Here is a 12,801-nt window from a genome sequence, read left to right on the forward strand (position 1 = left end):
TTGGGGGGGGGGGGGTATGGGGTTGTCGTTTTTCGCGTTTTATTCGGGGCTTCACCGGGGCGTTTTTGGGGGTGCGCCCGCCCGCATGGCGTCGGGACCCACCCATATTCTGTGCCCTGTCACTGCGGTCGTCAGGTTTTTCCGCAAAGTTGATGTGTGCGGTCCGGGAGACAGGGCACTCGGCTTGCTGAGGGAACGTCACCGAATTCGATGACTCCTTTGAAAAACTCCGCAGTTCTGCTGTGGGGTGACAATGAATTCCGATGAGGGAGCCGTTCTTCATGAGTGACAGCATCTGGGGCTACCAGCCGACCGCCGGCCACACCGCGGGCACCGACCTGACCGGATACAAGGTCGAGGCCACCGACGGAAGCATCGGGAAGGTCGACAAGCACTCGGACGAGGTCAACTCCGCGTACCTCGTCGTCGACACCGGCGTGTGGATCTTCGGCAAGCACGTCCTGCTTCCGGCCGGGACCGTCAGGACGGTCGACCAGGCCGAACGGAAGATCTACGTCGACCTCACCAAGGACCAGATCAAGGCCTCCCCCGAGTTCGACAAGGACAAGCACGTCGGCGACGCCGGCTACCACGAGCAGGTCGGCGGCTACTACCAGAGCCACCGGCCCGTCTGACCTCAGCAACAGCCCAGAAGTGGGGCCGCCCGCAGACTCTGCGGGCGGCCCCGCTTCCCGTGTGCCGGGTGCCTCGCTGGCGGCGGTGGCTGCCTTCCTCGCCGTCGGCGCGGCAGATCACGGGTTGCCGTCGGCGGCCGCGACGTCTTTCTGCCTGGCGGCCGACTGCCCGGCCGCGGTGGCCAGGAGCACGGGACTGGCCTGCGGGCTTCGGGGAACCCCACAGGGCAGGCGCCGCGGTCAGGCGCGCAGGGACCACGCGTAGCCGGGCGAGAGGTTCGAGCGGTGAACGAGGCTCACAGGCCGTTGCTGGACGGGCTCACCGTGGACGAGAGCAGTCCCGAGCAGCCAGTTCTGCTGGACGCGTCCGGCCGCTCGATCGCGACGTGGCGGGAGAACTATCCCTACGACCGGAAAGTACGGCGCAAAGACTATGAACGGCAAAAGCGCGTCCTGCAGATCGAGATGCTCAAGCTGCAGCGCTGGGCCAGGGACACCGGTGCCCGCCTGATCGTCGTCTGCGAAGGGCGCGACGCCGCGGGCAAGGGCGGAACGATCCACCGGTTCACGGAACGGCTCAATCCCCGCAGTGCCCGCGTCGTCGCCCTGGACAAGCCCACCGGCCGGGAAGCGGGACAGTGGTACTTCCAGCGCTATACCGCGCACCTGCCCGCGCCGGGCGAGCTCGTCTTCTTCGACCGCTCCTGGTACAACCGGGCCGGTGTGGAGCGCGTCATGGGCTACTGCAGCACGTCCCAGTACGAGCTTTTCCTCCAGCAGTGCCCCCGCTTCGAGGAGATGCTCATCGAGGACGGCATCGTGCTGGTGAAGTTCTGGTTCTCCGTCTCGCGCAGCGAGCAGCGCACCCGTTTCGCGATCCGTCAGGTCGACCCCGTTCGGCAGTGGAAGCTCTCCGCCACCGACCTCGACTCCCTGGACCGCTGGGACGACTACACCGTCGCGAAGGTAGAGATGTTCCGTGCCACCGACACCGGACATGCTCCCTGGACCGTCGTGAAGAGCAACGACAAGCGCCGGGCCCGTCTCGAGGCCATGCGCAGTCTCCTCGCCCGTATCGACTACACCAGCAAGGACTGCGCAGCGGTCAGGACGCCGGACCCGCTCGTCATCGGGCCGGCCGACACCCTGCTCGAGGCCGGCGAGGAAGACACGGCCGCCCTCTCCCCCACTCCTCTCGCCGCCCACGCGGAGGGTCCCGGGAAGCACCCGGCCGGCTGACCGCTCCCGCCGGCGAGGCCGGCGGGAGCGGGAGGTCCGTACGGGCGGAGTCTCTTTCCGTGCCGCTCGCGGCGGGACTGCGGGGGTGTCAGAGCATCTGCAGTGCCGTTCGCAGGGCGAGGGGTGTCGCCGCGGCCCAGGCCTGGGGCGAGCAGGAGTGGGGGTAGGGCACCGGCCGTGCGGTGGCGGTGCGGTCGTAGCCGGCGAGTACCTCGGGCAGGCGGTAGCCGTGGTGGGCGGCTGCCGCGATCAGGCCGTCGGTGACGGTGCGGGCCTGTTCGGCGAGTCCGTGGCGGGCCAGGCCGAGCACGATGACCGCGTTGTCGTGCGGCCATGCGCTGCCGCGGTGGTAAGACAGCGGGTGGTAGGGCGTCTGTCCCGCGGCGAGGGTGCGGATCGCCCAGCCGGAGAAGAAGTCGGGCTGCAGCAGGCGCTGTCCGACCTGGCGGGCGAGGTCCTGGTCGAGGATTCCGGACCACAGCAGGTGGCCGGCGTCCGAGGCCAGAGCGTCGACCTGGCGTCCCTGGCCGTCGAGGGCGAGAGCGGGGAAGCCGGCGTCCGGCATCCAGAAGTCGGTGGCGAAGCGGGTGCGCAGTGCCGCGGCGGCTTCGTGCAGCCGGCGGGCGTAGGGCTCGTCCTGCCAGACGGCGGTGGCGAGTTGGGCGGTGCGGATCAGGGCGTCGTAGGCGTAGCCCTGTGCTTCGCAGACCGCGATGGGGCCCTGGGCCTGGGTGCCGTCGGTGAAGCAGACGGCGCCGGCGGAGTCCTTCCAGTTCTGGTTGACGAGGCCGTTGGGGTCGGGCTGGTAGGTGAGGTAGCCGTGCTCGTCGAGGCCGCCGTCGGTGAACATCCAGTCGACGGCTTGCCGGGCGTGCTGTTCGAGCCGGACGGCGAGGGCCCTGTCGCCGGTCGTCTCGTAGTGGGCGTGCAGCAGTACCAGGAAGAGGGGGGTGGCGTCGACGGCGCCGTAGTAGCGGCCGTAGGGGATCTGCCGGAAGTGGGCGAGCTCGCCGTGGCGGGTTTCGTGGACGATGCGTCCGGGCTGTTCGCCGCTGGTGGGGTCGTGGTCCTGGCCCTGGGTGGCGGCCAGCGCGCTCAGGGTGGCGGCGGCTGTCTGCGGGCGGTAGGGCAGCAGGAAGTAGGAGGTCAGCAGTGAGTCGCGGCCGAAGAGGGTGAGGAACCACGGGATGCCGGCGGCGGGGACGGCGCATGTCTCGCCGTCCACGCCGGTGACCGGGATGGTCAGCAGGTCCACGTCGGCCAGGCCGCGTTCGCAGGTGCGGGCCAGGTCGTCGTCGGCGGCCGGTGCGGCGGGCCGGTGGGGCCGTGCGGCGGTGGGGGTCTGGGCCGGCAGTCCGTGCGGTCGGGCGCGGACGGTGAGGTGGAGGTCGGCGTGGCCGTGGGCGGCCAGGGGCAGCTGCCAGCTCAGGGTGCGGGCGGTGGGTGTGTCCGGGGCGGTGTCGAGGCCGGTGGGAGCGGGGCGGGCGGCGACGGTGGTGCGGGAGTGCCAGTCGGCCCGCCGGTAGTCGAAGAGGAGTCCGTCGTCGGTGGGGTGGCTCTCGTGGCGGGCGCCGGGTTTGTCGTAGTGGCGGTCGTCCGCGCGCAGTTCGAACAGGTCGGCGAAGTCGGCGTCGACGGTGATCTCCACGCGGGCGGTGACCGGGTCGGGGCGGTTGCTGACCAGGCGCAGGTGTTCGGTCAGCGTTGCGGCGCTGACGCGCTGTTCGCGGAAGACGGTGTAGGCGGGCGGGTTGTCCCGGCTGCCCTGCGGGGTCAGGACGGACAGGGCCGTGTCGTCGGTCTCGGCGGTGGCGGGCACCAGGGCGAGGGGTGCGGTGCCGTCGACGGTGAGGTGCCAGCGGCTGAGGTGGCGGGCGTCGCGCAGGAACAGTCCGTCGGGTGCGCTGCCGCGGGTGCCGGTGATGTCGCCGGAGCCGTCCACGCGGGCGAAGGTGGCGTCCCGTACGAGCTGGACGCGGTCGTCGGCCGGGGTCATGGCGTGGGCTCCTTGAGGTCGGCGCTCAGGAGGTCGAGCGTGAGGGCGGCGGTCCACGAGAAGTGCCGGGCGCCGCGGGCGGCGCCGGTGGTGGGGTCGATGTACTCGGCGAAGTCGGAGTGCGCCGCTTCCTGGAGGATGCCCTGGCGCAGGCGTTCGGCCTGCTGTGCGCGGCCGTGGGTGCGCAGTCCCCGGTGGATCAGCCAGGCGGTGTTGAACCAGGCGGGACCGCGCCAGTAGCGCTGGGCGTCGAAGGCGTGGCCGGTCAGGGCGTAGCTCGGCACGAGGCGTGTGGCCGGGGCGTCGAACTGCGGGCCGGTGAGGGTGTCGACGAGGCGGCTGACGACGGGCTGCGGCAGGTGCGGGACGAGGAGCGGGACGAGGCCGCTGACGCTGTTCTCCTCGACCAGGGTGTCGGTGGCCAGGTCGCGGACGCGGAACAGGCCCGCGTTCTCGTCCCACAGCCGGGTCACCAGGTGGCGGGTGAGTGCGTCGGCGCGGGCGGTGTGGGCTGCGGCGTCGGTGTCGGCGCCGCTCTCCTGGGCCATGGCGGCCAGGGCGCGTTCGCTGACGATCAGCAGGGCGTTGAAGCAGGGGTCTTCCACCGCGAAGGAGTGCCGTGCGGCGCGGTCGTCGTAGCCGGCTTCGCGGTAGTCGCTCACCAGGCGGACGTAGCGGCCGTAGTCGAGGTCGGTGGGCCGGTCGGCGGGGTGGCCGTGGTCGAGGTCGGCGCGCTGGAAGTCCTCGGGCGCGGCGGGGACGACGCGTTGCAGGGCCTCATCCCAGCAGGGGCTGTTGTCCATGCCGGGTTCCCAGGGGTGGACGACGGCGGCCAGGCCGCCGCCGCCGAGGTCGCGGCGGTCGAGGAGGTAGTCGTGCCAGGCGGCGAGGCGGGGACGGACCCGGGCGAGGAAGCCGCGCCGGTGGGACTCGCGGGGGTCCGCGCGGTGTACGAGCCAGGCCGCCAGCGCGTGCACCGGGGGCTGGACGATGCCGGAGGTCTCGGCGGTCGCCGGTGCGCCCGCGGCGCGGCCGGCGGTGGAGGAGTGCCAGAAGTCGGGGCTGGGGAAGTAGGCGTCGTTCGGTACGGCGGAGTTGAAGACGATGTGCGGTATGCGTCCGTCGGCCCATTGCGCGGACAGCAGCGATTCCAGTTCCTGCTGGGCGCGGCGTACCGACAGGTGGCGCAGGCCGATGGCGATGAAGGCGGAGTCCCAGCTCCACTGGTGGGGGTAGAGGGTGCGGGAGGGAACGGTGGAGGTGCCGCTCCAGTTGTCGAGCAGGACCCGCGCCGCGCCGCGCCGCACTGTCAGGGGTGCGGCGGCGGCGGGCACGGGCCGGTCCAGGAGGGACTTCACGCGCCGGACCTCTTGAGGAAGGCGGGCACGGAGCGGACGGCCTGGTCGGGGTCGCCGGTGAGCCGGCACTCGAGGGCGAGGTGGCCGTCGTAGCCGATGGTGTGCAGGGCGCCGAGCCAGGCGGGCCAGTCGAGGTGGCCGGCTCCGGGCTGGAAGCGGTTGGAGTCGGAGACCTGGGCGTGTCCGATGACGTCGGCGTGGGCGAGGATGGCGGCCGCGGGGTCGCTCTCCTCGATGTTCATGTGGTAGCTGTCGATGCCGATCCTGACCGAGTCCAGGCCGACGGCGCGGATCAGGTCGGCGGCCTGTTCCAGCCGGTTGACCATGTGGTCCTCGTAGCGGTTGAGCGGCTCCAGGAAGAGCGTGACGCCTTCCTTGCGGGCGTGCTCGCCGAGGTCGGTGAGGCCGGTCAGCAGGACGTCGAGGTCCTCGGCCTCGCTGCGCGGGGGTTCGAAGGGGGGCAGGCGGCGGGAGAACATGCCGTAGGAGGCCGGGCTCTGGGCGCCCACGCCGCCTATCTCGGCGATCACGGTGAGCTGGGACTTCATCTGGGCGATGGCGTCGCGGCGCAGGTCGTCGTCGAAGGCGCCGAGGAAGTGCAGCATGTCGACGCACACGGTGGGCATGACCACGCCGTCCTTGCGGGCCTGCTTCAGTTCGTCGAGGCGGGAGGCGAAGTGCAGGTCGCCCTTGCCGCGCAGTTCGATGGCGTCGTAGCCCGCCTCCTGGGCGAACTCCCACTTGGCCTGCAGGGTGTTTCCGGGCAGGAGCTGTTCCTGCGCCGCGGTCTTGAGCATGATGAGGGGGCCTTTCGAGACGTTCAGAATTCCAGCACGACCTGCAGCGCCTCGGCGGGGCGCTGGTCCAGCAGCTCGTAGGCGTCGGCGGCGGCGTCGGCCGGGACGACGTGGCTGACGAGGGAGGTGACGTCCACCTGTCCCTCGGCGACCAGCCGCAGGAAGGTCTGCTGGAGGCGTTCCACGCTCCAGCGGTGGGACAGCTGGGGCGGGACGCCGCCGATCTGTGAGCAGATGAGCTGGACGCGGTTGTGGTGGAACTCGTCACCCAGGCGCAGCCCGATGCCGTCGCCCTGGTAGAAGCCGGAGGCCACCACGCGGCCGCCGACGGCGACCGAGCGCAGCGCGTCGTGCAGGGCGGGGTAGGCGCCGCTGATCTCGATGGCGAGGTCGGCGCCGAGGCCGCCGGTGGCCTCGCGGACGCGTTCGGCGACGGCGTCGGTGCGGGCGTTGAGGGTGTGGTGGGCGCCGTAGTGCCGGGCGGTCTCCAGGCGGCCGTCGAGGGCGTCGACGGCGGTGACGCGGGCGCCGTTGAGCTGGGCGAGGCGGGTGGTGAGCAGCCCGATGACGCCCTGGCCGAAGACGGCGACGTCCTCGCCGAGGTGGATGTCGCCGGCCAGGACGGCGTTGTAGGCGATGGCGCCGACCCGGGCGAAGGCGCCGGCCAGCGGTTCGAGGCCGGCGGGCAGGGTGTGGCCGATCATGCGTTCGGCGGGGACGATGCCCTCGCTGCGGTGGCCCCAGATGCCCCACACCAGGTCGCCCGGCTGCGGCAGGCCGGGGGTGCCGGCCAGGTCGGGAGCGATCTCGACGACCTCGCCGACCTCCGAGTAGCCCCAGCCGGCCACGGGGTACTGGATGCCGGCCGCGCCGTCGCGGAACAGCCGTGCCTGCGGATCCCAGGTGCGCGTCAGATACGGGTTGGTGCCGCGGTAGGCGGTGAGCTCGGTGCCGGCCGAGATGCCCGAGTAGCGGGTGCGGACCCTCAGGTGTCCGGCGGGCAGATCGGCTCTGGCCTGCTCGGTTACCTCCACCTGGAGGGGGCCGGTGAATTGGACGACGCGTTCCACGGATGGCTCCGGAAGGGGTTGCTGATGCGGTTGCGTCGACAATAACCCTGTCTTATGTCTTGTCAACCAGCAAAAGTGATGCTGTGATGCGTGTCCAGTAGACGTAAGTCGGAACGAGGACAGGCAATGCGCACCAAGAGCCGGCGATCGAAGGCGATCGCGGTGGGCATCACGGCAGCCTTGGGTCTGGGGCTGCTCACGGGCTGCGCCAGCAGCTCGGGGCCCGCGAAACCCGACCGTGAGATAACGGTCTGGTCACAGGAGAATCTCCCGGACCGCGTCGCCGCGACGCAGAAGATCATCAAGGGGTTCGAGCAGAAGACCGGCATCAAGGTCCATCTCGTCGGTGTCGACGAGGGCCAGATGCCCCAGCTGATCATGTCGGGCGCCGCCTCGGGCACGCTGCCGGACGTCATCGGCGCCGCCCCCATGGGCCAGGTCTGGCAGATGTACAGCAATGGCCTGCTCAACACCGAGATCCCGCAGCGGATCATCGAAGAGCTGGGGCCGAAGACGTTCAACGCCAACGCGCTGAAGCTGACCTCCGACGCCGGCACAACCCTCGGCGTCCCCTCCAGCGCCTGGCTGCAGCTGCTGGTCTACCGCAAGGACCAGCTCGACCAGAAGCACCTTGCGGCCCCGGACACCTACGCCAGGGCGCTCGCCGCGGCGAAGGCGCTGACCACGAAGGGCCGCTACGGCATCTCCGCCGCCACCGACCCGTCGGACGCCTTCACCTCGCAGAGCTTCGAGAGCCTCGCGCTCGCCGACGACTGCCAGCTCGTCGACGGCCACCGCCAGGTCGCCCTCGAGTCCCCGCAGTGCCAGACCGCGTTCGCCACCTACGACCAGCTCGCCCGCGCCTACGGCGCCCCGGGCACCCAGACCGTGGACTCCACCCGCGCCACCTACTTCGCGGGCCAGTCCTCCATGGTCATCTGGTCCTCGTTCCTCCTGGACGAACTCGCCGGCCTGCGCAAGGACGCCCTGCCCAGCTGCCCGCAGTGCAAGGCCGACCCGCAGTACCTCTCCAGCAACAGCGGCATCACCACCGCGATGCAGGGACCCGACGCCGCCGACGCCGCCCAGTTCGGCGAGATCACCTCATGGGTCACCACCAAGACCGCCGAGACGGCGGCCTCCCGCGAGTTCATCGAGTACATGATGAACACCGGCTACGAGTCCTGGTTCGGCATGGCCCCCGAGGGCATGATCCCCGTCCGCACGGGCACCGCCGCCCAGCCCGAGCGCTACCTCGACGCCTGGCGCCACAGCACGATCGGCGTCGACACCAAGAAGCCCTTCGACCAGGTCTATCCCCCGGAGCTGCTCAACAAGCTCGCGGCCGGAGTCAGCAACATGCGGCGCTGGGGCATCACCCAGGGCGAAGGCGCCCTCGTCGGCGCCACCAACGGCGAACTGCCCGTGCCGAAGGTGATCGGCGCCATGACCAGCGGCCAGATCTCGCCCTCCGAAGCGGCCCACGAAGCCGACGACGAAGTCGCCGCCCTGCAGAAGTCCCTCCAGTAGCCGCCCGCGCCCTCCTGCACGTCACGAAGGTCCCTCATGACAACAGCACCAGCCGGTACACGACAGCGCCGTCACACCGGCGGCGGACCCCCCCAGCAGCCCGCCGAAAAAGGCCGCCGCCCGATGACGGCGAGCCGCCGCGCCAACCGCGCGGGCCTGGCGTTCGTCTCCCCCACCTTCATCGTGGTCCTCGTGGTGGTGATCCTGCCCATCCTGTGGACCATCCTGCTGGCCTTCCAGCACGCCAAGCTCGTCGACATCCAGGACATGGGCCTGTTCGGCCACTGGTCCCTGGACAACTTCGACCAGGTCTTCAACTCGGCCGGCTTCTGGTCGAGCCTGGGCACGACCCTGCTGTACACCATCGGCGCCACCGCCGGATCCATCTGTCTCGGCCTCATCGCCGCCCTCGCCCTGCGCAAGCCGTTCCGCGGCCGCGGCCTGCTGCGCGCGGCGATGCTGCTGCCCTACGTCGCCCCCGTCGTCGCCGTCTCCTTCGTCTGGGAAGTGGCGCTCAGCCCCCAGTACGGCGTGGTCAACAGCTGGGGACAGCGCCTGTTCGGCTGGGACGACCCCATCGCCTTCCTGTCCACCCGCGCCTACGAAGTCCACGTGCTGGGCCTGCACTTCGACATCCCGCTGGCGCTGCTGACCGTCATCGCCTTCGAGACCTGGCGCTACTTCCCCTTCGCCTTCCTGTTCATCCTGGCCCGGCTGCAGGCGGTGCCCGACGGCCTGGAGGAGGCCGCCCTCGTCGACGGCGCGACCCCCACCCAGCGCTTCCGCCACATCCTGCTGCCCCAGCTGATGCCCGTCATCTCCCTGCTGTGCGTGCTGCGCTTCATCCTGACCTTCAACAAGTTCGACGACGTCTACCTGCTGACCGGCGGCGGCGCCGGCACCGACGTCGCCGCCGTACGCGTCTACGACTTCCTCACCGCCCGATACGACGTGGGCGCCGCGGCCGCCCAGGCACTGGTCCTGGCCGTCGCACTCATGATCCTGATGGGCCTCTACTTCAAGTTCTTCGCCAACAAGGTCCAGGAGGAGTCGTGATGAGCCGCGCCCAGTTCGAGGAGAGGTTCTTCGGCACCCTGCGCTGGTTCGTCATCGCGTTCCTCGCAGTGATCACCGTGGTGCCCTTCTACTACATGCTGCTGCTGTCGCTGAAGCCCATCGACGCACTGCTGCTCGACCCCGGCTCCCTGTGGGTCTCGACCAAGGACTTCACCCTCTCCACCTACCGCGACGTACTGCGCTCCACCGACGACGGCGGCCAGGGATTCCTGAAGTTCCTGCTCAACTCCGCACTGGTCTCCCTCGGCACCGTCGCCCTGACACTGCTGGCCGCGGTACCCGGCGCCTACGCGATCAGCCGGCTGAAGTTCTTCGGCCACCGCCAGGTCAGCGCCCTCTTCCTCGCCGTCTACCTGTTCCCGGCGACCCTGCTGGCCGTCCCGCTGTTCGTCGTCTTCGCCAAGCTGCACCTGTCCTCCAGCCTGGCCGGACTCGCCATCGTCTACGTCGCACAGACCGTGCCGGTGGCCATCTACATGCTGAAGAACTACCTCGTCACCATCCCCTACTCGATCGAGGAGGCGGCAGCCCTCGACGGCCTCACCCGCCTGCAGACCCTGCGCAAGGTGATCCTGCCCCTCGCCCTGCCCTCCCTCATGGCGACCGGCCTGTACGTCTTCATGATCGCCTGGAACGAGTTCCTGTTCGCCCTGCTCTTCCTGGCCGCCGACCCCGGCAAGTGGACGGTGCCGCTGGGCCTGGCCCAGCTGTCCAACGGCGTCGAGGTCCCCAAGACCGTACTGATGGCCGGATCGGTGGTCCTGACGATTCCCGTGATACTCCTGTTCTTCGCCGCCGAGCGGCTGCTCACCGAGGGCCTGACCAGCGGTGCCGACAAGAGCTGAGACCATGGGGGAACCGATGCTGACACCGACTCAGATCAGCGCGGGCGACATGCTGCACCTCATCCGCGGGGGCCGCGCGAACACCCGCGCGGACCTGCAGCGGATCACCGGACTGTCCCGGTCGACCGTCGGCCAGCGGCTCGACCTCCTCAACCAGGCGGGATGGCTCAAGCACATCGCCGGCTCCTCGACCGGCGGCCGCCCCTCCCAGCAGATCGTCTTCGATCCGCGGCACGCCTCGGTCATCGCCGTGGACCTCGAGATCACGCACGCACGGGCCGCGGTCCTCGATCTCGGCGGCACCATCCTCGCCGAGAACACCGGCCCGCTGGACATCAGCGAAGGCCCGGAGGCGGTCCTGGACCAACTGGCCCGCTGGTTCCCCGACCTGATCGCCGCCGCCGGCGTGGACGCCGCCCGCGTCTGCGGCATCGGACTGTCCGTCCCCGGCCCCGTGCAATGGGAGACCGGTCTGGTCATCGACCCCCCGGTCATGCCGGGCTGGGACCGCTACCCCATCCGCCGGCGCCTGCAGAAGGCCTACGCCGAACACGTGGGCCCCAGCATGGAAGACGGCCCGATTCCCGTGTTCGTCGACAACGACGCCAACCTCATGGCGCTCGCCGAGCACCAGGCAGGCCACCGGGACTGCACGGCCTTCGTCCTCGTGAAGGTCTCCACCGGCATCGGCGCCGGCGTCGTCGTGGACGGCACCGTCTTCCGCGGCATCGACGGCGGCGCCGGCGACATCGGCCACATCCGCCTGCACGACCGCTGCGACGTCCTGTGCATGTGCGGCTCCCACGGCTGCCTCGGCGCCGTGGCCAGCGGCCGGGCACTGGCCAGGGACCTGAGCGCCCTCGGCACCCCCGCCACCTCGGCCTCCGACGTCCAGCGCCTGCTCGCCGACGGCCACCCGGACGCCCTGCGCCTGGCCCGCGAGGCCGGACGCAGGGCGGGCGAAGTCCTGGTGACCGTGGTCAGCCTCCTCAACCCCGGCGTCCTCATGATCGCCGGCGAGCTCTGCGGCGCCCCCTTCATGACCGGCGTCCGGGAGCTGCTCTACCAGCGCGCCTTCCCCCGCGCCACCGCCAACCTGCAGGTCGTCACCTCACGCCTGGGCGATCACGCGGGCGTCATAGGGGCGGCCGCCATGGTCGTCGAGATCCTCTACTCCCCCGACCGCGCCGAAGCCCGCCTCAACCGCCTCGCCGCCTGAACCGGCCACCCCGCACCCACCCGCAGCAGCAGACGAGGGGGCCGGCACCCGCCCGCAGCCCTCGGACAGACAGGAACACCGTGATCGTCACCTCTGCCCCCTGGACGGACCGGCCCGTCGAGGTCGGCCTCGTGGGCGCCGGCCCCTGGGCCCGGGCCATGCACGCCCGGATGCTCGCCGCCGGACCCGAGACCCGCCTCGCCGCGGTGTGGGCCCGCCGCACCGAGGCCGCGCAGGAGACCGCCGCACCGTACAACGCACACGTCGCCGCTTCCTTCAGCGAACTCCTCGACCGGTGCGAGGCCGTGGCGTTCGCCGTACCGCCGGCCGTGCAGGCCGAACTGGCACCCCTGGCCGCACGGCAGGGCAAGGCCGTGCTGCTGGAGAAGCCGCTCGGCCCCGACCTGGCGGCCGCGCAACGCGTCGCCGACGCCGTCCTCGACGCCGGCGTGGTCTCCCAACTCGTCCTGACCAAGCGCTACCACCCCATCACCGACGCCTTCCTCGACGCCGCACGCACCCGCGAGGTCACCGGCGCACGCTCCTGCTACCTCCACGGCGCGTTCCTCGGCGGCGACTTCGCCACCGGCTGGCGCCTCGAGCACGGCGCGCTGCTCGACCTCGGCCCGCATCTGCTCGACCTGCTGGACCTCGCCGTCTCCCCCATCACCGGCATACACGCCACCGGTGATCCCCGCCGCTGGATCGAACTCACCCTGGAGCACGAGAACGGAGCCGTCAGCCAGGCCTCCCTGTCCGGCTCCGTCACCGTGCAGCGCGCTCTGACCCGCGTCGAACTCTTCGGCCCCGAAGCGCCGTTGACCTACGACACGGCCGAGATCGACCACGAGGAATGCTGGCCGATCCTGCGCCGCACCTTCGCCACCGCCGTACGCACCGGCCGGCCGACCGACCTCGACGCCGCACGCGGCCTGTACCTGCAGCGCCTCATCGACCAGGCGGCCCGGGCAGCGCAGTAGGGCCTGGCCAAGGCCCTCCCCGGCACCGGGCGGCCACGGCGCCCGCCCCGGGGCC

Annotated in this window: 11 protein-coding genes; 7 read left to right on the top strand and 4 right to left on the bottom strand. The window is 70.9% G+C overall.

What is annotated here, in order from left to right; all coding sequences use genetic code 11:
* Nucleotides 1-281 precede the first annotated feature (281 nt).
* Nucleotides 282-635 (top strand): PRC-barrel domain-containing protein, encoded by a 354-nt coding sequence (locus tag ACFV0T_RS39410; protein ID WP_385789948.1) that lies wholly within the window; start codon nucleotides 282-284, stop codon nucleotides 633-635.
* A 285-nt stretch (nucleotides 636-920) separates the two neighbouring features.
* Nucleotides 921-1,874 (top strand): polyphosphate kinase 2, encoded by a 954-nt coding sequence (ppk2, locus tag ACFV0T_RS39415; RefSeq protein WP_385789949.1) that lies wholly within the window; start codon nucleotides 921-923, stop codon nucleotides 1,872-1,874.
* An 88-nt stretch (nucleotides 1,875-1,962) separates the two neighbouring features.
* Here the strand turns inward: ppk2 and ACFV0T_RS39420 are convergent, their stop codons facing one another.
* Genes ACFV0T_RS39420 through ACFV0T_RS39435 form a run of 4 tightly spaced genes read right to left on the bottom strand, consistent with a single transcriptional unit; the run spans nucleotide 1,963 to nucleotide 7,095 of the window.
* The gene (locus ACFV0T_RS39420; RefSeq protein ID WP_385789951.1) at nucleotides 1,963-3,870 is read right to left on the bottom strand and encodes a glycogen debranching N-terminal domain-containing protein; all 1,908 of its coding nucleotides are present in this window, start codon (nucleotides 3,868-3,870) and stop codon (nucleotides 1,963-1,965) included.
* Nucleotides 3,867-5,228, bottom strand: coding sequence for a trehalase family glycosidase (locus ACFV0T_RS39425; protein ID WP_385789952.1), 1,362 nt, complete (start codon nucleotides 5,226-5,228; stop codon nucleotides 3,867-3,869). The genes ACFV0T_RS39420 and ACFV0T_RS39425 overlap by 4 nt, the downstream gene beginning before the upstream one ends.
* Nucleotides 5,225-6,025: a sugar phosphate isomerase/epimerase family protein gene (locus tag ACFV0T_RS39430; RefSeq protein WP_385789954.1), complete on the bottom strand. Its 801-nt coding sequence runs from the start codon at nucleotides 6,023-6,025 to the stop codon at nucleotides 5,225-5,227. The genes ACFV0T_RS39425 and ACFV0T_RS39430 overlap by 4 nt, the downstream gene beginning before the upstream one ends.
* Before the next feature lie 23 nt (nucleotides 6,026-6,048).
* The gene (locus tag ACFV0T_RS39435; protein ID WP_385789955.1) at nucleotides 6,049-7,095 is read right to left on the bottom strand and encodes a zinc-binding alcohol dehydrogenase; all 1,047 of its coding nucleotides are present in this window, start codon (nucleotides 7,093-7,095) and stop codon (nucleotides 6,049-6,051) included.
* 126 nt (nucleotides 7,096-7,221) lie between these two features.
* Here ACFV0T_RS39435 and ACFV0T_RS39440 point away from each other — a divergent pair, with 126 nt between their 5' ends.
* The 5 genes from ACFV0T_RS39440 to ACFV0T_RS39460 all read left to right on the top strand — a co-directional run bounded on the left by ACFV0T_RS39440 (nucleotide 7,222) and on the right by ACFV0T_RS39460 (nucleotide 12,746).
* Complete coding sequence (locus tag ACFV0T_RS39440; RefSeq protein WP_385789956.1) at nucleotides 7,222-8,625, top strand: ABC transporter substrate-binding protein; 1,404 nt, start codon at nucleotides 7,222-7,224, stop codon at nucleotides 8,623-8,625.
* A 36-nt stretch (nucleotides 8,626-8,661) separates the two neighbouring features.
* On the top strand, nucleotides 8,662-9,681 hold the full coding sequence (locus tag ACFV0T_RS39445) for a carbohydrate ABC transporter permease (RefSeq protein ID WP_385789958.1): 1,020 nt from the start codon (nucleotides 8,662-8,664) through the stop codon (nucleotides 9,679-9,681).
* The gene (locus ACFV0T_RS39450; protein ID WP_385789960.1) at nucleotides 9,681-10,547 is read left to right on the top strand and encodes a carbohydrate ABC transporter permease; all 867 of its coding nucleotides are present in this window, start codon (nucleotides 9,681-9,683) and stop codon (nucleotides 10,545-10,547) included. The genes ACFV0T_RS39445 and ACFV0T_RS39450 overlap by 1 nt, the downstream gene beginning before the upstream one ends.
* Before the next feature lie 4 nt (nucleotides 10,548-10,551).
* Nucleotides 10,552-11,766, top strand: coding sequence for an ROK family protein (locus tag ACFV0T_RS39455; protein ID WP_385789961.1), 1,215 nt, complete (start codon nucleotides 10,552-10,554; stop codon nucleotides 11,764-11,766).
* An 80-nt stretch (nucleotides 11,767-11,846) separates the two neighbouring features.
* Nucleotides 11,847-12,746: a Gfo/Idh/MocA family protein gene (locus ACFV0T_RS39460; RefSeq protein WP_385789963.1), complete on the top strand. Its 900-nt coding sequence runs from the start codon at nucleotides 11,847-11,849 to the stop codon at nucleotides 12,744-12,746.
* Nucleotides 12,747-12,801: the final 55 nt, after the last annotated feature.

It is taken from the genome of Streptomyces sp. NPDC059582, from assembly GCF_042735715.1.
In the GTDB taxonomy this organism is placed as follows: domain Bacteria; phylum Actinomycetota; class Actinomycetes; order Streptomycetales; family Streptomycetaceae; genus Streptomyces.